Below are 20,646 nucleotides of genomic sequence, written 5' to 3'. Positions count from 1 at the left end.
TCGCTCCTGATTAATCAGGAGAACATCATGATTATCAGAGGAATTGGACATACTGGTGTGACAGTCTCAAGCCTGACGGAAGCAGAACAATTTTTCATTGATACGCTGGATGCCACCGTGTTGTACCGCATCGTGCCCCCGGCAAAGCAGAGCGGAAAAATAGATGCACGCGCTGAATGATTTCTCCGAAGAGCTGAATCTGACCGACCTAGCTATGCTGCGACTGGGAAACGGCTGTAATCTTGAGTTATTCGAAACCCGTCCCGTCACGGAAAACGGCGAGACCAATATCAGTCAGTACGGTATCAGCCATTTCTCGGTGTATATGGACGATATCCGTCAGGCAGGCGAAAGTTTACAGCAACACGGTGCCTTGATGTTTGCAGGGCCAACCGACTGTTTTGCGCAGGAAGAAGGTATAGGTAATCAGACCTGGTTCTGCCGTACGCCGTTTGGCCTGCTGATTGAACTGATCTCTCGGCGCTGAATTATGACGAAGTCGCCACTGAGAAACGCTGGTTGCTCGAGCCTCGTGAAAAGAGAGACGTTGGCTGACTCCCCGCGGTTAATACCGGCGAATAATTCGCCACCTCATCCTGATGCCAACCTAACATTTTCGATTAATCCCCAAGTCGCTGCCGGGTCTGTTTTCCTGGATCATATCAGGCTTACCTACTCCCAATTGATTAACAAACCGTGGTGTTGGCCATATCCGCTTCTGGTACAGGGCTGCTGTTGCAGCCCTGACAACTTAGACTTCAATCGACACAGAGATCTCTAACGTATCATCGACTTCAATGCCGAGATAACGCACTGTCTTTCCAGTTTCTTATGGCCTAATAGAAGTTAGATCACCCGGAGATGCTTGGTCTTCTTGTATATCAGGAAAGGTTTTGTTCTTCTCATAAAACGTGTGCTGTACAGTGAATCTTCGAGACCAAGCTTTGCTATCCACCCATGAAAAATACAATGTATTGCTGGGTTGAAATGTGTTGGCAAGAATCGACCCGAGATTGGAACAAGTAGTCTTTACTGTGCAGATTGCCTCGCATTATTAGCGCTGGAACTGCTTCTCTTGTCCCTTTGGTTATCTCAAATTGGACGGAACTACCGGTTTTCTGCTGTAACACCGTTGCTCTGCTCGAAACAGAACTGCCATATGCAACATCTGATACTTTAAGTTTTACCAGATCGCAGCCCCGAAGTTTACTGTCTAAAGCCATGTTGAACAGCGCTAGATCGCGCGTTTGCCTTCTAGTTCAAGTCTGATTCTAATCCCCCAGATAGGAGATATCTAAAGCGGTCTTTTTTGTCCGATGATACGGGCTTTGTTTCACGGTGCCGTTTTCATGCTCAAACCTCCTGCAATGTAGGAGATTTAAGTATGATTGTCCCTCATGAGCTATCTGCGGACATTACTTTTTGGATGAGTTGGTTTAGCAGCGTTAAAAAAACCACTAACAATAAGCGGCTTTTTAATATAAATCATTCAGAGTAGCACTGTTCCAGTGCCGGGAAGCTACCGCCTTTGACAGCGGCAATGTAGCTTTTAACCGCGCCCTGGATGTTTTCCTCTCCCCTCATGAAATTTTTCACGAATTTTGGTGCCTTGCCGGTGATGCTCAGGCCAAGCATATCGTGAAGAACCAGTACCTGCCCGTCGGTGCCGGGGCCGATGCCGATGCCGATGACCGGTATTGAAACCGCCTCGCTTAGCGCTTTTCCGAGCGAAACCGGTACTGCCTCGACCAGAACCATCACCGCACCCGCCTGCTCAAACTTTTTCGCGGTTTCGATCAACGCTTCTGCTTGCTTGCTGTCACGACCCTGAACCTTAAATCCACCAAAGACGTTAACCGACTGCGGAGTGAGTCCAATGTGAGCACACACAGGTATGCCGTTGCGCGTCAGTTGATGCACCGTGTCACACAACCACTCCCCGCCCTCAATCTTGACCATCTGAGCACCCGCCTGCATCAGTTGCGCCGAGTTGTGCAGGGCTTGCTCTGGTGAGGAACAGGTCATGAAAGAAAGGTCGGCGATGATGAAGCCACCGTTGTTTCCGCGCTTTACACAGGTCGTGTGATAAACCATATCTTCCAGTCTGACCGGCAGGGTGCTGTCATGGCCCTGCAAAATCATTCCTAACGTATCGCCGATGAGGAGCATCTCAACACCCGCCGTGCTCAGCTCGTGGGCAAACGTGGCGTCGTAGCAGGTAAGCATGGTGATCTTTTCACCGCGCTGCTTGAGGTTTTTCAGGTATGTCAGAGTGATTGATGGCATGGTGTTCTCTGCTAACTCGTTGCATTAATAAAGGTGGTTGCGGGTGCGATAATACTGACTTTCGTAACGCTTAATTGTATTTCTCGATTTGCCAAATGCCTTCGAGCCCCGGCGTGCAGCAGCGCAGGTAGGGTACCTATTGCATGATATGTTGTTAATTAGGTTCTGTCGCGTTAACGGAGTGAAGATGATGAAATCTGCGCTACCTGTTTTTTCAGGCTGCCAGCAGATAAAATTGTTCTGCAGACGACAATCCTTCGCCAGCTTGATGATGAAGCTGTCCTTTACGGATAATGTTTACCAGCTCAATACCCGCAAGTATGGTCTGTGCCCGCCGGAATGATTTGAATCCCAGCATGGATCGCGTTCGTCGTTTGATGTTCCGGTGATCCTGCTCCACAAGGTTGTTCAGATATTTGTTCTGCCTGATCGTGATGCTTTCTTCATCGGGTTTGTCGGCATTGAGTGTGGCCAACGCTGCCGTATTGGCGCCACTTTTATCAATGGTTACCCTTCCTGGCCCACCGTGGTGGCGAATAGCCTTACGAAAGAAACGCAGTGCTGCGCCGGCATCCCGCCTGGCGGTCAGCAGGAAATCGATGGTCTGCCCTGCGGTATCGACGGCCCGGTACAGGTATTTCCACTGCCCTCTGACTCTGATGTAGGTTTCGTCCATTCGCCAGCGTCGACCCACCGGGCGTTTATACCGTCGGAACACCTTATCCAACAGGGGCACCAGGCGGATGACCCAACGGTGAAGCGTCGAATGATCAACAACAATGCCGCGCTCGGCCATCATCTCTTCCAGATTACTGAGGCTCAGGGAATACGCCAGATACCAGCGAACACACTGGGCGATAACATCGGGGGGATAATGCAGGCGTTGGAAAGATTTTCGGATCAGGGACATGGTCAGGCAACATCGTAAAAAAACAGCATGTTACCTCACGACGTCTTAATGCGACAGAACCCTAAAAATGCCTTTTCGAATTTACTGAAAAATTGGCAGGTAGCCAGAATGAAGCTGGTTATTCCTGATTATGGCTGGATCATGTACGGGGTCAGGGTCAGGGTCAGGGTCACTGCACCCCACATTCTGGAATTGTCCAGGATCTGGGGTTCAGTAAAGACTGCGCCTCTTTGGGCTTACTGCGCCGCCGCGCAGTAAGCGAAACGCATGATTTTGCATTAGAACTTGAAGTTCAAAAGCTGCCTTTAGATTGCAAATCTAAACCCCACTCCCATATTTCATTAATAGTTGGATTACCGCTAACGTGCGTCAGCCTCACCACCATCGGCACAAACAGCGACGGCGGGGAGGCAACATCAACCACATGATAGTTATCTAGATTTTTTGCATTAACCTCGGAAGCAGGCAATAAAGTTGCAGCTTCGACGCCAAGATTGAACAGTTCAATAATCAGGCGAGGCTCTGAAACCTGCATGATCACGTTTATTTCATGGGCATATTTGTGCAGGCTATCGATCAATACTTCAAAAGTGCCATTACCGCCCGCGCGGTGCAATAACACCAGTGGAAAACGCGTCAGCGCTTCTAGGGTAATACTTTTCCTGGGCTTTTCGGGCAGTAAACTTTTGGCAATAACCGCCACAAGCTTCATTGGCCCCATTTCAATGACATCAAAGGCTTTTGTCATTTTCGGCTTTTGAATTAACGCAATATCAATAATTCGCTGCACCAGTAAGAACTCGAGATGACTTGAGTCGGCAACCGAGATATTTATTTCTATTTCAGGATAGCGCTGGCTGAGCTTATGAATAAAACTGCTGAAGTAGGAGAGGAAAAGATAGGAAATACCAATTCTGATAATCTTTTTATTGCGACTGGCGATTAATAAGGTTTGCAGCCTGATATTATCAATATTGTTAAGGATCTCTTTAGCATTTTGATAAAGATAAACTCCCGCCTCTGTAGGTATTAACGCTCGGTTAGTGCGATCAAAAAGCGGTGCGCCTATCTCGGCTTCCAGCTCCTGCATGCGCTTGCTAAGCGGCGGCTGCGCCATGTTCAATACCCGCGCCGCATGGCTGATAGAGCCTTGCTCGACGATGGTACAGAAGTAGCGCATTCTTTTGAGATCCATGGATGACTCCGATCTAAGACTTTTTATTCTATACTGTCATTAAATAATGACGCTGGAATGGCATCCTCTTCCCTGATTACAGTAATTATAATTAAAGCCTTTACCTTTTAAAGTAAATTTTTTAGAGCGCGCTATACCTTTCATTACGTTTCTTGATTAAACTCTGCTATCGTTAATACTGTGTTACTTATCTGCCCAAAGAATAGTTTATTCCAACTTTTATGATCTAGACGTAGACTAAAACGGTATTTTTTAATTTATTTCTATCGGCGTAATTTAAATTCCGCACCACGGTTATTTAAACTTACCTGAGAAATATGATGAAAAATACAACCCATTCTAAAAAAGAGTCACCCGTTCACGATCTTCGTTCAGCTATTGATTTCCTGCAAACCTTACCAGGCGAATTCGTAGAAACTAATGTAGAAGTTGACCCAGAAGCAGAACTCTCCGGCGTTTATCGCTATGTTGGCGCAGGCGGTACCTGTGAGCGTCCAACCCGTAAAGGACCGGCGATGATGTTTAACAATGTCAAAGGTTATCCGGGGGTGCGCGTGGTGACCGGCATTCTATCGACCCGCGAACGTACTGGACATCTGCTGAACTGCGAACCTGAAAAACTGGGCTTTCTATTAAAGGATTCCGTACAAAACCCGATCCCTCCAGTCACCATTGAACGCGGCCAAGCCGTGTGCCAAGAAGTTATTCATCTTGCCAGCGACCCCGATTTTGACCTGCGCACGCTGTTGCCCGCGCCTACTAATACCGAAGAAGATGCAGGTCCCTATTTCACCATGGGCATGTGCTACGCCTCTGACCCGGAAACGGGCGAGTCCAATATCACCATTCACCGCCTGTGTGTACAAAGCCGCGATGAGTTGACCATGTGGTTGACGCCGGGCCGTCACATTGACGCTTTCCGCCAAAAGGCCGAGGCCGCCGGTAAACCGCTACCGATTTCGATTAGTATCGGCGTAGACCCTGCTATCAGTATCGCCGCCTGCTTCGAACCACCGACTACGCCACTAGGTTATGACGAATTGAACGTTGCGGGCGCGTTGCGTGGCTATCCGGTAGAGCTGGTTAACGGCATTACCATCAACGAAAAAGCTATCGCCCATGCAGAGATAGTAATCGAAGGCGAGTTATTGCCAAACGTGCGTATCCGCGAGGATCAAAACACCAACACCGGTAAGGCGATGCCTGAGTTTCCGGGCTATACCGGCGAGTCAAAAGACGAGCTGCCGGTCATCAAGATTAAGGCTATCACTCACCGCAAAAACCCAATCCTGCAAACCACACTAGGGCCAAGCGGCGAGCACGTCAATCTGGCCGGAATCCCGACCGAAGCCAGCATTCTTGACATGGTCGAGCGCGCAATGCCGGGACGTTTACTCAACGTCTATGCCCATAACTCGGGCGGCGGCAAGCTTTTGGCCGTGCTGCAATTTAAAAAATCTTCGATTAATGATGAAGGTCGCCAACGTCAAGCTGCGCTGCTTGCTTTCTCGGCGTTCCCGGAATTGAAGCACGTCATTCTGGTGGATGAAGATGTTGATTTGTTTGATACCGACGACGTGCTGTGGGCGATGCAGACTCGTTTTCAGGGTGACATCGACACCATTAACATCCCGGGCGTGCGCTGTCACCCGCTCGACCCGTCGCAAACGCCGGAATTTAGCCCGCATCTGTTGCAGGTCGGCACCTCGTGCAAAGTGATTTTTGACTGCACGGTGCCGTTCCATCTCAAACATCACTTTGAGCGTTCAAAATTCAAAAAGGTTGACGTTAAACGCTTCCTTCCAGACTTCAAATAATAGGTAAAGAGTCATGACAACACGGCGAATCATCATCGGTATCAGCGGCGCCTCAGGTTTTCAATATGGTGTTAAGGCCCTGCAATTGCTGAAACCTATGGACATTGAGGTGCATCTGGTGATGTCCAGAGGAGCTGAAGTTACACGCGCGCTGGAAACCGACTATCAGCGGCAGGAAGTCAACGCGCTGGCAGACAAGATTCACTCGATAACCAATCTGGGCGCCACGATTTCGAGTGGATCGTTTAAAACGATCGGCATGCTGATCGCGCCGTGTTCAATGAATACCTTAGGTTCCATTGCGCACAGCCTGACCGATAATCTGCTGACCCGCGCCGCAGACGTGGTGTTGAAAGAACGCAAGCGGCTGGTATTAATGGTGCGAGAGACGCCTCTAAATCTCTCTCACATCAACAATATGCGTTGCATTACTGAAATGGGCGGGATCATTTTCCCGCCGGTTCCGGCCTTCTATCAACGTCCTGAAACGCTCGACGATATCGTGACTCACAGCGTAGGCCGCGCATTGGATTTGTTTGATTTGGACGTGCCTGACCTCCCGCGATGGGGCGACAGAAATAACACGACCAGAGAAAATTTAGACTAAACATTCATCAGGAGCATATATGTTAATTGGGCCTATAGCTAATGGCGCCGCCGTGGTAGTGGGCGGCCTGGCGGGCGCCTTCATGGGATCGCGTTTACCTGAAAGATTACGTAGCGCACTGCCTTTAACCTTTGGACTTTCTTCGATTGGTCTCGGCATTATTTTAATCGTTAAAATCAAATCGCTGCCCGCGGTAATTTTGGCGCTGATTCTTGGTGCGGCGATAGGCGAATTGATTTACTTCGAACGCAAGATTGGTGAATTCGGTGCATTTTCGAAAAAACTGGTTGAGCGAATTGCCCCTGCCAAGCAAGGTATGAGCGCAGAGTTATTTGAGGAGAAGTTTGTCGCCATACTGGTGCTGTTTTGCGCCAGCGGCACCGGCATTATTGGCGCGATGACGGAAGGCATGACCGGCAGCCCATCGATTTTGCTGGTCAAAACCATCATGGATTTCTTTACCGCCGCCATTTTCGCCACCTCGCTGGGTTATGCCGTCGCTACGATAGCTGTGCCACAGTTTATTATTCAGCTCTGCCTGGTGGCCGCCGCCGGTATTATCATGCCGCTGATTTCTCCCGCTATGATGGGGGATTTTACGGCGGCAGGCGGACTGGTGATGCTGGCCGCGGGTTATCGTATTAGCGGTATCAAGCTGTTCCCGGTAGCAAATATGTTACCTGCGCTAGTATTGGTGATGCCGATTTCCTATCTGTGGACCAGCTATATTCATTTTTAATCAGCCCGAGAGGTAATTGGTCGATAAGCTCCGAGGAATTTTTCCGGTTTCGAAACTTCAATGGTCATTTATCCCACAGCGTCGGAACCGGGCAATAAGTGGAAGGCGCCACCTCTTGCATTTCTTCGCCTGTTGTCCAAATTTAAAAGTGTCTCCACTTAAGTTTGTAGATCTTTTCAGTGACATTCGCGCGTGGCCTAGGTCGCGCCGCTCTGTAGTTCATTCATTTCTTTCGAAAGCCAGAAGCTTCTTTCTCAACGCCATTCAGCGCAGCCCTGATTGTAAGCACACTCGTTTTAGTTCTACACACTTTCTGAATTTTCCGTCTTCTCAGCCATCAGCCGGTATTCTTCCGGAGTCAGGTTATTTAGAGATTCATGGGGCCGCTTACTGTTGTATTCATTCAGCCAGCGCTCCGTTATATTCGTGCTTCATTAAGTGTTCTGAACAGATAAAAATCCAGTATTTCTGTCCGGTACGTTCGCAATTAATGCATTTTGCGTCGGCTTAACTGGCTTGATAAATTCCAGCATTACGCCATGGCCCTCAGACCATTGTGCCAGAGCCAGTGATATCAGTTCCTGCCCGTTATCCATCCGCATTTTTAGCGGATAACTACGGTTTGCCACTATTTTTCCAGAACCCGCACAACGCGCTGCGCAAGGATATTTAAGTCAATTTCGATGGCCAGAGCCGCGCGGGAATACTGATAATATGCTCGTCGGAAAAACGCTTCTTCATGGGGATGTCCTCATGTTGCTTATGAAGACATTACTAACATCGGGGAGCAGGTCATTTCTTGCTCCAGCAAGCTCTGATTGCCAGTAATTGCGTCGTTCTTCTTCTGCAAAATTTTCTATAAAATTCAGGGTCAAGTATGTTGTCGTAGGCATTACGCTAGCCGCAGGTATGTAGCTGAAATATCAGGTTTGCGTCCCTAACGTCTACCTATTTGATTAGTTTGGATTTCAATGTTTCTCCCTGTTTAATCAGCTATTGAAAAATAAAAATTCAACCTAAAGAACATCAAAAGAACACCGTCCTTACTCGATTGACGTTAAATGTGCAAACACAATAATGCTTAATTTTTGAGCATCAAGCTGTCGCCAATCTACTTCTTTTCCCCAGTTTTTTGTCGCTTAACATTTTCGTGGTTGCCGTTACCCCATTGCATAAGTTCGTACAACATCGAGCATCGCTTTTCTGGCGTGATGAATTTAAACAATTGGCATGTATCAGCATCACTATTTTGAAAAAAGTTCTTGTAAAAATCCCTTAGACATTTTGGGGTCATCGTATACCTCATAAATTTTCCAGTTCCAGTAGCGGCTAGCGTCGCGAAGAAGGCATAAAAAGAAAGTGATGATAAGTCTGAGACATATGCCAGAAGCGCGTTTTGTGAGACAGATCAAACTTGCCTTGTTTCAAAGTTGTTAATCTCACCTGACATTTCGAATGAAACATAATTTACTTTCAATCGAAGGATTCAGCAACTTCTATTCAGAGCCCATGATGGAAAATAACTTTACGACGACTAGCCTTCCTGAAGACTACAAAGACAACATTGGCAAAATGAAGCGCGCATTGCGTGAGCAAATTGGTGACGTAGAGGGTCTTTTTAAACAGGTCTGTCAAAAAATTGAACAGGAAATCGCTGCTGCCAAAGCCGATGAAGCGCGTGATGGGACAGCATGGCCTGTCGTTGAATGGACTGATATCAAAGAAGGTAAAATTGCGCATTCAACTCTGAGCAAAATCAAACGCCGCGGTTGCGTTGTAGTGAGAAAAACTTTCCCAAGAGATAAAGCTCTTGAGTGGGACCAGTCCATGCTCGAATATCTCGATAAAAACGACTTTGATACGGCCTATAAAGGACCAGGAGACAACTTTTTTGGTAGTCTGGAAGCTTCTCGTCCAGAGATTTATCCTATCTACTGGTCACATGCACAAATGGAAGCGCGTCAAAGCGATCGCATGGCAACTGTTCAATCATATTTGAACCGTTTATGGAAATTTGAGTCAGGTGGAGTGAAATGGTTTGATCCTGATACCAGCATCAACTATCCCGATCGCATCCGCAGGCGTCTTCCAGGAACGACCTCAAAAGGGCTGGGTGCACATACAGACTCCGGCGCCCTTGAACGCTGGCTGTTGCCCGCTTATCAAAAAGTATTCCGCAAAATTTTTACCAATCAATTCGACAGCTATGACCCGTGGGACGCGGCATGGCGGCCTGATGTAAACGAATATGATGTCGATAACACCACGAAATGTTCGGCTTTTCGCACCTTCCAAGGGTGGACAGCCTTGTCGGACATGATTGTCGGCCAGGGCCTCCTGCACGTCGTACCGGTACCCGAAGCAATAGCCTATATTCTGCTCCGCCCGTTATTGAAAGACGTCCCTGAAGACGAACTTTGTGGTGTGGCTCCGGGCAGAGTACTGCCGATTTCCGAGAAATGGCATCCGCATCTTATTCAAGGACTAAGCAGCATCCCGGCTCTTGAAGCAGGAGATTCTGTTTGGTGGCACTGTGATGTGATTCACTCCGTTGCACCGGTCGAGAATCAACAAGGATGGGGTAACGTTATGTACATTCCGGCGGCGCCTCTTTGTGATAAAAACCTCGCTTATGCACACAAGGTCGCACAGGCTTTCCGCGAAGGTCGCTCTCCTGCGGATTTTCCGCGAGAAGATTATGAAGCGCATTGGGATAATCGATTTACCGAGAAAGAACTCAACAAAAATGGTCGTCGTAGTCTGGGTATCGAGTCTGACTGAAACTTGAAAACATCATTACGACCTGTCAGCGGCCTGCAATAATTATGAAATAGGCTACGGAAAATAGGCATGCTGGTTTTTTTTGGTAAACTGGCATGCCTTAACGACGATGCAGAATCCTATGAATCCCCGCCATCAGCAAATTATTCAGGTAGTTAATAAACGTGGAAATGTCAGCGTAAGTGATCTTTCCCAATTGACTGGCGTCTCGGAGGTCACAATCAGGCAGGATTTGAACGTGCTTGAAAGGGACAAGTACCTACGCCGTGTCCATGGCTCTGCCGTCGCGCTTGACAGTGACGATGTAGGCGCACGTATGAAGACGCGCTATCAGATAAAACAGGTGCTTGCTGTCTACGCCGCATCGTTGGTCAATGACGGTGAATCAGTATTTATCGAAGGAGGAAGCACCTGCGCCTTGCTGGCGCGCGCATTGTCGGAACGCACCGGCCTGACGATCATCACGGTCAGTCACTATATTGCGCACCTGTTAAAGGACAGTCTGTGCGAGGTTATTGTACTGGGTAGGTTATATCAGAAAGACAGTGAATCGGTCGTCGGGCCTTTAACACGTTTTTCACTGCAACATATCCACTTTCATAAGGCATTTATTGGTATTGATGGCTGGCATGAGAAAACAGGGTTTACCGGCAGAAATATGCTGCGCTGTGATGTCGTCAATGCCGTAATGGAAAAAGATATTGAGAAAATAGCGCTTACAGACTCTTCAAAGTTTGGGCTTGTTCATCCTTATCCTCTTTCTCCGAAAGTAGCTTTCTCACACATCATCACCGATGACGGGCTAGCTGTGGATTATCATAGGATAATTAATGAGCAGCGTATTACTCTGGATATTGTCAGTGAGCATGAGTCGTAACGTTTCTAATATTGTGGGCAGACCCAATAACTGGGTTTGAACCCTATTCGATTAGTATACCCATTTTATTATTTCGACTGAAAATTGTCCTTGTTAACATTTTAATTTTATGAACCATGCAGAAAAATCTCCTTTAAAAAGTGCATCGGAATGTCCGCTTATCGCTCAAAGCAGTCGCATGACTCAACAGCGGATACATTATATTTCAGCTTGTTGATGACGCCACTCCTGTGTGCGTCCCCCATAGCCATACGCAGCGGCCCGTGCATCAATTAAATGGATATAGCTCTCTTCATGCAAGTTTTCTCGAAGGCTAGCCATTGCCTGATAGAGTTCGCGCACAAAGCGGGATTTTTCAGATTTAGTATTGGTTTCGTCAGTAATGCTGATATCTAAATGGAATGCGCTGCCCCCACTTTGGGAAAGCGGCTTCCCGCCAATAAACCACTGATCGTCATCGATAAAGGTGACAGCTGTCGCCATTACGCGCCGATCTTTTTTCAGGATCTCAGCAGTTAAATCCTGAATGACTTCAACGGCTTTATGCATTAAGTCGGCATCTTTTTTTCCGGATAACTTCAGAACGATATGTGGCATAAAATCTCTCCTTTAGTGAATGTAGGCTGATTATGACCCTTGCTCACATCACCGAAAAGCGGGAAGATAAGATGATATCCAACGGAAAAAACGATACTAAAAATGAATACCTTTGATTTGGAACATCTGCAAAGTTTTGTGGCTGCCGTTGAGGCGGGGAGTATCACCGCTGCGCTGCCTCTCTCAATCAGCCTTGAGCGAGCAGCTTCGCAAGCTTGAACAGCGCACGGGGCAGACATTATTGACTCGCGCCAAAAGTGGCGTCGTTCCTACCCTGGCGGGTGAGAGGTTGTTGACCCATGCCCGCTCTCTGCTGGAGATGGCAGAGAGCGCCTGGCAAGATCTGCAGGGCATTAACCTGTCGGGGGAGGTGAGCATCGGCATGACTGATTATTGCCGACCCGGCATCATTATCGACGTAATGGCACGTTTAAGCCGTCTCTATCCACATTTGCGCCTGCGTACCCGGGGTGGAACAAGTGCGGATATTTCTGCTGCCTGGCAACGAGGCGAGTTAGATTTGGCGATAGTAATGAGGATTGCTGGCAGTGATAATCACCAAGAGGTCGAAAGAGAGAAAGTGCTATTTCGCGAACCTCTGCGATGGGTAGAAGCCGTGAGGGGCGCTCAACAAAATATATCCGCCCCTGTTTCACTGGCTTTGTTACCCGAAGGCTGCACGCTGCATAAGCTGGCCTGTCAGACATTAAAAAGCCATCACCGACCTTATGTCATTCGACATATCGCGTCCGGTGTGCGCGGTTTACAAGAGGCCGTTACCGCGGGGCTCGGGATTGGCTGCCTTAACCTTTCCGCGGTTAACCCTTCAGAGATGTCTTTTCCTACGGATTTAGCCTTGCCGGAGCTGCCAGATGCAGAATTTGTGCTTTACAGTCGGGATTTCAATGATGCAACCAAGGTACGCACCTGCGATTCATTCGGCCAAATCCTGGTGCAAATGCTGAATCAAAACTAGTGGCTTTGCCCGAAAGAGTGAACGCATTGCGTTACTGGCAGATCATTAAAGCCAGCTCAAGGTTGCCCTTGCATATTCCAACGCGATGACCCCATGTCATTGAAGACCTTCGGGTCTTTAAATGGCGGAAATACGGCGCGTTTTGAAGCTTCAACTAAAGCATGGCAATAATCTTTATCACCGCCCTTTACGATGAAATTCTGCAAGGTACCACCCATTTCAAAATCGAGATGCACATTGCATCTTTTACCTTGCCAGGCATGGGGTTTCGTAAGGGCAGCATCAAGGGCTTTTTTAATACCCGAGGGCTGCTCACCGTAAATGTCTTTATCTCGCACCGTCCCAGAGCGGTGGGAGTTGCAAGAGTCAAGCGCGCTATATTTCTGATAACCTTTAGGAGCAAGGGGCGCGCATCCTGTGACCGCTGCCGTTATTATCAACAACATCAAAATTTTAGTCGTACCTAAATCCGTTTATGGTGATTTGCATTAAGTTACACGTACGAATAGTAATTCAAGAATAGGGGGCGAGGGATCATATTCCATCTTTAATTGAATATTCTGCGCCAGGAACGGACGTTAAAGCCGTGAGATTATAGTTGCATGCTGAAAGAGGTGACGGCTGGTCTTAACTTTACGTAAGCTAATTACTGACTGTGAAGCAAGGAGGAATTAACCATGGGCAGATTTCAGGGTAAACGTATATTAATCACTGGCGGTACCAGCGGTATGGGGCTGGCTGGGGCTCAACGCATTGTCAAAGAAGGTGGCCATGTCGCTATTACAGGACTCAATGAGGAAAGGCTGGCGCGTGCGCGCAACCTGCTGCCTGAAACATCGCTTATTCTAAGGAGTGATGCGGCAAACGAAGCAGACATTAATGCACTGCAAACAGCCATCAGCAGTTGGGGTTCGCTGGATGGATTATGGCTCAATGCCGGTTTTGCTGACGTGAGTTCTCCGGAGTCTATAACAGCAGAAGCCTTTAATCGCATGATGAATGCTAATGTGCGAGGTCCGATGCTTCAGTTAGCCGCTCTCTCAGGATCACTTAATTCCGGCGCATCTGTTCTGGTAACTTCCTCTTCTTCTGTATACGAAGGTGCGGCAATGACAAGCCTCTACGCAGCGACGAAAGGTGCGGTTGTCGCTATGGTTAAAAGCTGGGCTTCTGCACTGGCTGTCCGTGGTATTCGCGCTAACACTCTAGTTCCGGGGCCGATAGAAACGAATTTCAGGCATTTTATGCCTGAAGAGTCACGTAAGCAGTTTGAAGAGTTTGTAGTAAACCAGGTCCCTCTGAGGCGTGCTGGAACAGCAGAAGAGGCCGCTGCCGTTGCACTTTTCCTGCTGTCTGATGACGCATCTTATGTTACCGGCAGCCAGTATGCTGTAGATGGCGGGCTGGTACATTACTGATTGTTCACTTGGGCCAAAGCAACAACTTAAGTGTATTATGCAACGCCCGCTTGTCGCTCACAGCAGACATCCGCAAAAGACAACGGCGCTGATGTTAGAAAGCACACATCAGCGCCTTCCGTTGCCGTTGTATAGGAAGTAGGCCTTGTTTTCCCCCTCTTCAGTGGAGATATCCGTATACGTCCCAGCATAGAACTCGACCCACGCATTGACCTCATGCAAGGACAGATGCCCGTCCACCTCGGCAAGTTTATCCACAAAATTACGGGGTGTGAACGTGCGACGCCCATAGGAGCCTCCTTTTAGATCACTGTCATAATTATAACCATGAGAAAAATATAATATTTAAATCACTATATTTCGATGCCCCCCAATTATCTATAAGAATTAAGATTGAACCATCATGCTGGTATTATATTAAAAAATCACATGCAACTGGATCAACTTTTATCCTTTTAAACCAAAGGGTATTGAAATCATTATTCAACATACATAGCATAAGCCTGCATACACACAGAAAAGCTTACTTAATAATAATGGAGATTACAAATGAGTGGCATCGAAGATTAAAATCAGGGCGCAGGTTGGAATGACCATGATACTCCGTACGGAACAATTCACAGCTATGACGGTAATAGCTCATCCTCTTACGGTGGAACTTCTGGTGGTAATTCAGGCCACACTGGTGTTACCGATAAAACAAAAATTAATATTGCTACAACTAAAACCTATAGTGGTGTGTTTATGAGCATGTGTGTAAACAATCTTAAAAACCACGAAGGTTTTAAAAATACAATGTACAAAGACCAGGCAGGAAATAGTAGACATGGGATTCAACCTGGGTATCCCTGCGCTGGGTAAAAAATTCCCTAACTTTAATAAAGCCGTAAACGACAAGGACTGGGAGACAGCAGCTATAGAAAGTCATCGTGAGCTGAACCAACGTGGTGATCAAAGGAATAAAGATACAGCTGCGCAGTTGAGATCTGACCATTAAAAAATAACCGTTGGCCTATAATTGGCATTCTTATTTTTTGGAGAGAATGCCAGACTAACGCATGAAAAATTTTGATTTTCAAATATTAACTCTTCATATTACGATTTTCTGTTCCCCATAAAGGATTAGCATCGTGATAAAATCTCTTATACCTCTGGTTTTCCTATGCGTTGTTCCAACCTTTTCTTATGCAGCTATAAATCTGACAGTAGCTCCGCAGGGTTGGCAGTTCAATACAGACACAACAGAGCAGATCAAAGATTATCTCAGCAAAAATGCATCAGAAAAAAGCTCACTTCTGAGCAATTATTCACCGGGCATGATTGCTGACCTAAATAAATTCAGTGATAAGGTTCGGACAGTGCTTTTAAAAGAAGACAAGAAAAAAACCGATACACAGAATTCCGATGTAGTATGCAAAATTTCAATCAGTATCGGCAAGACAGCTCCGAGTGATCCTGAGCCACCAGAGGTAGTGATGCTTGATAATCAGGCTGAAAATAACAGCGCTGCCTGCCAGTCAGTCTATAGTGTCTTAAAATCAGCAGTGAGTAAAAAAGACGGTCTGAAATATCCTTACGTGGTTAAAGATTCAGGAATTCTGTCCATCGACCTTATTTATTCAGATTTAAAATAATTTCATATAATAAATCTCTGTTCGCCCTGCCTTACGCATTCCATTCTGAAATGGGTGCAGGCTGGGCGTTATCTCTCCTGAAAACCTTTATATTGAATCGCCACAGGTTTAACAGACACCACAGAGTCATTTAAGATGGCTTAAAGAGAGGTACCTATGAGCGCTAAGCGTTATCCCGAAGAGTTTAAAATTGAAGCAGTGAAACAGGTTGTTGATCGTGGTCATTCTGTTTCCAGCGTGGCAACACGTCTCGACATCACCACCCACAGCCTTTAAGCCTGGATAAAGAAGTACGGTCCCGATTCTTCCACTCATAAAGAACAGTCAGATGCTCAGGCCGAGATCCGCCGTCTCCAGAAAGAGCTGAAGCGGGTTACCGACGAACGGGACATATTAAAAAAAGCCGCGGCGTACTTCGCAAAGCTGTCCGACTGAGGTACGCCTTTATCCGCGACAACAACCATTTCTGGCCTGTTCGCCTGCTCTGTCGGGTGCTGGATGTGCATCCGAGTGGATTTTACGCCTGGCTTCAGCAACCGGATTCACGGCGGCATCATGCTGATCTGAAACTGACGGGGCAGATAAAGCAGTTCTGGCTGGAGTCGGGTTGTGTTTATGATTATCGCAAGATCCACCTCGACCTGCGGGATACCGGACAACAGTGCGGAGTTAACCGTGTCTGGCGACTGATGAAACGTGCCGGGATAAGGGCTCAGGTTGGATACCGTAGCCCAAGATTACCAACGGCTCTGAAGTGTCTAGATTATCCGTGGCGATTCAGATTTAGCTTGGATGAACATCATACGGGCACGTTTTTGCCCTTCCTTTTCCTTTGCCGTGAAGAAACCGATCCAATCTCTCACAGATATAGAGCTGACTGGCCGACCTTTAAATGCATCTGCCATATGTTTGACTACAACTGCCTCGTACAGATTGATGGTATTTGTACGCAGCTGAGTGCGTACATAATCCTTCATCCAGGCATCGAGACACTCCTTAACGGTAAGCTCAGAAAATACGTTTTGTGATTCAAAATACGTGCGTGGATTTATTCCCTTGTCATAAAGAAGGCGGAGTTCGCCTACAAGGGCCCTGGCATCTTTAAGACCCATAGCCGGGTATTTACCAAGAGATATGCGTTGCGCCTTCCCTTCCCATCAGAAGCGAAACTGGAAGGTCATTGCACCCAGAGGTGATATCCTTACACCGAGTCCGTCGCCATCAGAAAGCTCGGGACTGCCTGTGTACGGTTTGCGGTGAAGTGAACGAAGTTTTGTATCGCTAAGAGCCATGATAATATTCTGTACGCATGAAAATTTTTATTTTGTACCCAATATGTACCATTGATCTGCTGGACTAGCTTAGTTTTATTTTGATTTTTTTAGTTTAAATAGGACAAAATAAGACATTTAATGCAATTAAATCATTTGGTTGAATGAGTGAATACATACAACTATAGGCACAATAAAGCAATGTCAGACAAACCAATTCAACCTACTTTCTACTTTCACGACTATGAGACTTTCGGCACCCACCCGGCGCTGGACCGCCCTGCGCAGTTCGCTGGCATACGTACTGACGCTGATTTCAATATTATCGAAGAACCTCTGGTTATCTACTGTCGCCCTTCTGACGACTATCTGCCGCAGCCTGAAGCGGTGATGATCACCGGCATTACCCCGCAGCTCGCGCAGGCCAAAGGGCTGAACGAGGCCGATTTTACCGCGCAGATCCATCAGGCCTTCAGCGTGCCCGGCACCTGCATCGTGGGTTATAACAATATTCGCTTTGATGATGAAGTCAGCCGTAATATTTTTTACCGTAACTTCTACGATCCTTACGCCTATAGCTGGCAAAATGGAAATTCTCGCTGGGATCTTCTCGACGTAATGCGCGCCTGCTATGCGCTGCGTCCCGACGGCATTAACTGGCCGGAGAACGAGGAAGGGTTCCCAAGCTTCCGCCTTGAGCATCTCACCCGCGCCAACGGCGTTGAGCACGAGAACGCCCACGACGCGATGTCTGACGTCTACGCCACCATTGCCATGGCGCGTCTGGTGAAACAGGCTCAGCCGCGACTGTTCGACTACCTGCTTGAACATCGCAATAAACACAAAATCAACGCGTTAATCGATATTCCGACCATGACGCCACTGGTCCACGTCTCCGGTATGTTTGGTGCTGCACGCGGTAATACCAGCTGGGTTGCGCCGCTGGCGTGGCATCCGGAAAATAAAAATGCGGTGATTGTCTGTGATTTGGCGGGGGATATGACGCCTCTGCTCGAACTGGACTCTGACCAGATGCGCGAACGTCTGTATAGCCGTCGCGGTGACCTGCTGCCGGGTCAGTCTCCGCTGCCTATTAAGCTGCTGCACACCAATAAATGCCCGATTCTGGCCCCTGCCAAGACCTTGTTGCCCGAAAACGCCGAGCGTTTGGATATTGACCGGGACCGCTGTCTGCAAAACTTGCAGCTGCTGCGCCAGAACAGTCAAGTACGTGAAAAAGTGGTGGCGCTGTACGCCGAAGCTGAGCCATTTACTCCTTCACAGGATGTCGATGCACGGCTCTATGACGGCTTCTTTGGTGATGCCGATCGCGCAACGATGCGCATAATCCAGCAGACCGCAGCGGAAAACCTGCCTGCGCTTGACCTTAAGTTCCAGGACTCCCGTCTCGAAGAGCTGTTGTTCCGTTTCCGGGCGCGCAACTATCCACACACGCTGAATGACGACGAGCAGCGTCGTTGGCTTACCCATCGTCAGGAGGCGCTGAGCGCCGAGCGCGTTCAGGATTATATCCTCCAGCTCGAGTCACTGTATAACCTGCATGAAGAAGATGCGGAGAAAACCGCCCTGCTCAAACAGCTGTTCGACTACGGTAAAAAACTGGTCGGCTAACGCGCTTACCAACGCAAAAAGGGACTCAATCGAGTCCCTTTTTCTTTACGCATAAACCGCTAAACAGATTAGATTACTTCAACTTCTTCGCTCATCTGCGGCGGTGGCTGACGGAAGCGGCGAGTGATAAAGGCCAAATAAGACAGGCCAATCGCGCCCCATACCAGACCCAGCGTCATTGAGCTGGCTTCCAGGTTCAACCACAGCGCACCCACGGTCAGCGCACCAATCACCGGCAGAATCAGATAGTGAATGTGGTCACGCAGCGTGCGGTTACGTTTTTCACGAATGTAGAACTGGGAAATTACCGACAGGTTAACGAAGGTAAAGGCCACCAGCGCACCAAAGTTAATCAGCGCGGTGGCGGTCACCAGATCAAAGCTAATCGCCGACATCGCCACCAGGCCAACCAACACCACGTTAAACGCCGGGGTACGCCACGTAGGGTGAACGAAACCGAAGATTTTCTCTGGGAATACGCCGTCACGGCCCATCACGTACAGCAGACGCGAAACACCGGCATGCGCCGCCATGCCTGATGCCAGTACGGTCACGCAGGAGAAGCACAGGATAACGAACTGGAATACCTTACCGCCAACAAACAGCATGATCTCCGGCTGAGACGCGTCCGGATCGTGGAAGCGAGAGATATCCGGGAAATACAGCTGCAGGAAGTAAGACACCACCACGAAGATAATGCCGCCGATAAGCGCGGTCAAAAAGATCGCGCGTGGGATAACTTTAGCCGCGTTTGGCGTTTCTTCAGACAGTGAACTGATGCCGTCGAAGCCCAGGAACGAGAAGCACAGAATCGTCGCCCCGGTAATCATCGGCACGGTATGCGCATTCTCGGACCAGAACGGTTTGCTGCTCACCAGCGTGCCAGTGCCTTGACCATGGAACACGCCATAAATCAGCAAGCCAACGATAAGCGCCATGATAGCCACCTGAACCACCACCACGATGCTGTTCATATTGGCAACCAGCTTAATGCCGCGCAGGTTAAAGGCCGTCATCAGGCCTACCAGCGCCACAACCCAGATCCACGAAGGGAAGCCCGGGAAAATCGCCTCAAGATAGATTTTGGCCAACAGGATGTTGATCATCGGCATGAACAGGTAATCCAGCAGCGACGACCAGCCCACCATGAAGCCCACGTGCGGGCTAATCGCCTTCTGCGCATAGGTGTAGGCAGAGCCCGCTGACGGGAAACGCTGAACCAGCTTGCCGTAGCTCACGGCGGTAAAAAGCACGGCAACGAGCGCGAACAGGTACGCGGTCGCGACGTGACCGTCGGTCATGCTGGTAACAATGCCGAAGGTGTCGAAAATGGTCATCGGCTGCAGATAGGCCAGGCCCATCATCACGACCTGCATTAAGGTCAGGGTACGACGAAGCTTCACGCGAGGTGCAGCAGCAACAGTAGCGGTGTGATTATGCGACATGGTTCAGCCTCCCCTTACCTGCAACATTCTGGCGTGCTACGGCCTGATTCAGCAAGGTACTGGGGATACTGCTCGATGATAAAAATGGGGGATTCATCCTCACGTTGCTGACGCATGGCGAGAAGGCGGCGTGCTGTTGTGCACGGTGGAAAGCAACACCGGAAGGAACCGGTACAGGTTTGAAAAATTGCCCCATCTTACATTTCCTCATAGTGCCGACCGTTTATTAATTGGGGGTCGCGCACGAAATCTGGTTATCTATCCGGATCTGGGTCCGGCCTCTGTTGGATTAGTGTAAAAAACCATGCAAAAAAAATAACCGGCGCGTTTAGGCGTCGGTTATTTTGCATGGCCGCTATTTTGCACCAAGACTCGGCCTTATTTCAAGATATTGCGGGCTTAACTCGACAATTTATTTTCTTAATTTCCCGACTGACCCAACGGACAGTAAGGTAAAAATG

The 20,646-nt window shown here is 48.3% G+C and carries 19 protein-coding genes and 4 pseudogenes; 13 read left to right on the top strand and 10 right to left on the bottom strand.

Annotated elements, in window-relative coordinates:
- Positions 1-27 precede the first annotated feature (27 nt).
- On the top strand, positions 28-180 hold the full coding sequence (locus tag O1V65_RS02895) for a VOC family protein (RefSeq protein ID WP_017494150.1): 153 nt from the start codon (positions 28-30) through the stop codon (positions 178-180).
- Positions 164-487 carry a VOC family protein gene (locus O1V65_RS02890; protein ID WP_017494149.1) on the top strand — a complete coding sequence of 108 codons (324 nt, stop codon included), beginning with the start codon at positions 164-166 and terminating at the stop codon, positions 485-487. Before O1V65_RS02895 ends, O1V65_RS02890 begins: the two co-directional genes overlap by 17 nt.
- A gap of 264 nt (positions 488-751) precedes the next feature.
- Here the strand turns inward: O1V65_RS02890 and O1V65_RS02885 are convergent.
- From O1V65_RS02885 to O1V65_RS02870, 4 genes and pseudogenes are all read right to left on the bottom strand, one after another.
- Positions 752-1,294: pseudogene (locus O1V65_RS02885) on the bottom strand (tyrosine-type recombinase/integrase).
- Between the two features lie 191 nt (positions 1,295-1,485).
- Positions 1,486-2,286 (bottom strand): 3-methyl-2-oxobutanoate hydroxymethyltransferase, encoded by an 801-nt coding sequence (gene panB, locus O1V65_RS02880; RefSeq protein ID WP_269130145.1) that lies wholly within the window; start codon positions 2,284-2,286, stop codon positions 1,486-1,488.
- Positions 2,287-2,500: 214 nt separating this feature from the next.
- The gene (locus O1V65_RS02875) at positions 2,501-3,196 is read right to left on the bottom strand and encodes an IS6 family transposase (RefSeq protein WP_269130144.1); all 696 of its coding nucleotides are present in this window, start codon (positions 3,194-3,196) and stop codon (positions 2,501-2,503) included.
- Positions 3,197-3,488: 292 nt separating this feature from the next.
- Positions 3,489-4,391 carry a LysR family transcriptional regulator gene (locus O1V65_RS02870; RefSeq protein WP_192503946.1) on the bottom strand — a complete coding sequence of 301 codons (903 nt, stop codon included), beginning with the start codon at positions 4,389-4,391 and terminating at the stop codon, positions 3,489-3,491.
- A gap of 320 nt (positions 4,392-4,711) precedes the next feature.
- On the opposite strand from O1V65_RS02870, the gene O1V65_RS02865 reads away from it, so the two are divergent.
- The 3 genes from O1V65_RS02865 to O1V65_RS02855 are packed head-to-tail and all read left to right on the top strand — an operon-like array spanning position 4,712 to position 7,554.
- Complete coding sequence (locus tag O1V65_RS02865; RefSeq protein WP_269130504.1) at positions 4,712-6,208, top strand: UbiD family decarboxylase; 1,497 nt, start codon at positions 4,712-4,714, stop codon at positions 6,206-6,208.
- A gap of 13 nt (positions 6,209-6,221) precedes the next feature.
- Positions 6,222-6,815: a UbiX family flavin prenyltransferase gene (locus O1V65_RS02860; RefSeq protein WP_084911579.1), complete on the top strand. Its 594-nt coding sequence runs from the start codon at positions 6,222-6,224 to the stop codon at positions 6,813-6,815.
- Between the two features lie 19 nt (positions 6,816-6,834).
- Positions 6,835-7,554, top strand: coding sequence for a DUF554 domain-containing protein (locus O1V65_RS02855; RefSeq protein ID WP_269130143.1), 720 nt, complete (start codon positions 6,835-6,837; stop codon positions 7,552-7,554).
- A gap of 302 nt (positions 7,555-7,856) precedes the next feature.
- Here O1V65_RS02855 and O1V65_RS02850 read toward each other — a convergent pair.
- A pseudogene (locus O1V65_RS02850) lies at positions 7,857-8,260 on the bottom strand (integrase core domain-containing protein); the annotation flags it as partial.
- Positions 8,261-9,066: 806 nt separating this feature from the next.
- Between O1V65_RS02850 and O1V65_RS02845 the strand changes: the two are divergent.
- Entirely contained in the window at positions 9,067-10,335 is a 1,269-nt protein-coding gene (locus tag O1V65_RS02845) for a DUF1479 domain-containing protein (protein ID WP_269130503.1), read from the top strand.
- Between the two features lie 121 nt (positions 10,336-10,456).
- Positions 10,457-11,212, top strand: a complete 756-nt coding sequence (locus tag O1V65_RS02840; RefSeq protein WP_269130142.1) for a DeoR/GlpR family DNA-binding transcription regulator — start codon at positions 10,457-10,459, stop codon at positions 11,210-11,212.
- Positions 11,213-11,410: 198 nt separating this feature from the next.
- On the opposite strand, the gene O1V65_RS02835 is transcribed toward O1V65_RS02840, so the two are convergent.
- On the bottom strand, positions 11,411-11,809 hold the full coding sequence (locus tag O1V65_RS02835; protein ID WP_017493470.1) for a tautomerase family protein: 399 nt from the start codon (positions 11,807-11,809) through the stop codon (positions 11,411-11,413).
- A gap of 193 nt (positions 11,810-12,002) precedes the next feature.
- On the opposite strand from O1V65_RS02835, the gene O1V65_RS02830 reads away from it, so the two are divergent.
- On the top strand, positions 12,003-12,785 hold the full coding sequence (locus O1V65_RS02830; RefSeq protein ID WP_269130141.1) for a LysR family transcriptional regulator: 783 nt from the start codon (positions 12,003-12,005) through the stop codon (positions 12,783-12,785).
- 56 nt (positions 12,786-12,841) lie between these two features.
- Here O1V65_RS02830 and O1V65_RS02825 read toward each other — a convergent pair whose 3' ends face one another.
- Positions 12,842-13,231 (bottom strand): cell envelope integrity TolA C-terminal domain-containing protein, encoded by a 390-nt coding sequence (locus tag O1V65_RS02825; RefSeq protein ID WP_269130140.1) that lies wholly within the window; start codon positions 13,229-13,231, stop codon positions 12,842-12,844.
- A 231-nt stretch (positions 13,232-13,462) separates the two neighbouring features.
- Between O1V65_RS02825 and O1V65_RS02820 the strand changes: the two genes are divergently transcribed.
- The 4 genes and pseudogenes from O1V65_RS02820 to O1V65_RS02805 all read left to right on the top strand — a co-directional run.
- Complete coding sequence (locus O1V65_RS02820) at positions 13,463-14,203, top strand: SDR family oxidoreductase (RefSeq protein ID WP_227989838.1); 741 nt, start codon at positions 13,463-13,465, stop codon at positions 14,201-14,203.
- 826 nt (positions 14,204-15,029) lie between these two features.
- Entirely contained in the window at positions 15,030-15,200 is a 171-nt protein-coding gene (locus tag O1V65_RS02815; protein WP_017493475.1) for a hypothetical protein, read from the top strand.
- A gap of 133 nt (positions 15,201-15,333) precedes the next feature.
- Positions 15,334-15,837 (top strand): hypothetical protein, encoded by a 504-nt coding sequence (locus tag O1V65_RS02810; protein WP_017493476.1) that lies wholly within the window; start codon positions 15,334-15,336, stop codon positions 15,835-15,837.
- Positions 15,838-15,993: 156 nt separating this feature from the next.
- Positions 15,994-16,574 (top strand): annotated as a pseudogene (locus tag O1V65_RS02805) (transposase); the annotation flags it as partial.
- A gap of 21 nt (positions 16,575-16,595) precedes the next feature.
- On the opposite strand, the gene O1V65_RS02800 reads toward O1V65_RS02805, so the two are convergent.
- A complete protein-coding gene (locus O1V65_RS02800) occupies positions 16,596-16,889 on the bottom strand; it encodes a tyrosine-type recombinase/integrase (protein WP_333783414.1) in 294 nt (97 codons plus the stop codon).
- Positions 16,887-16,976, bottom strand: a pseudogene (locus tag O1V65_RS23085) (hypothetical protein); the annotation flags it as partial. The pseudogene O1V65_RS23085 and the gene O1V65_RS02800, both read right to left, overlap by 3 nt.
- A gap of 333 nt (positions 16,977-17,309) precedes the next feature.
- On the opposite strand from O1V65_RS23085, the gene sbcB reads away from it, so the two are divergent.
- Positions 17,310-18,740, top strand: coding sequence for an exodeoxyribonuclease I (gene sbcB / locus O1V65_RS02795; protein WP_269130139.1), 1,431 nt, complete (start codon positions 17,310-17,312; stop codon positions 18,738-18,740).
- Positions 18,741-18,808: 68 nt separating this feature from the next.
- Here the strand turns inward: sbcB and O1V65_RS02790 are convergent, their stop codons facing one another.
- Positions 18,809-20,185: an APC family permease gene (locus O1V65_RS02790; RefSeq protein WP_017493356.1), complete on the bottom strand. Its 1,377-nt coding sequence runs from the start codon at positions 20,183-20,185 to the stop codon at positions 18,809-18,811.
- Positions 20,186-20,646 lie beyond the last annotated feature (461 nt).

It is taken from the genome of Rouxiella badensis, assembly GCF_026967515.2.
Classification (GTDB): domain Bacteria; phylum Pseudomonadota; class Gammaproteobacteria; order Enterobacterales; family Enterobacteriaceae; genus Rouxiella; species Rouxiella badensis.
Note: the sequence above shows the minus strand (reverse complement) of the source record. Positions and strands in the feature narration are given on the sequence as shown.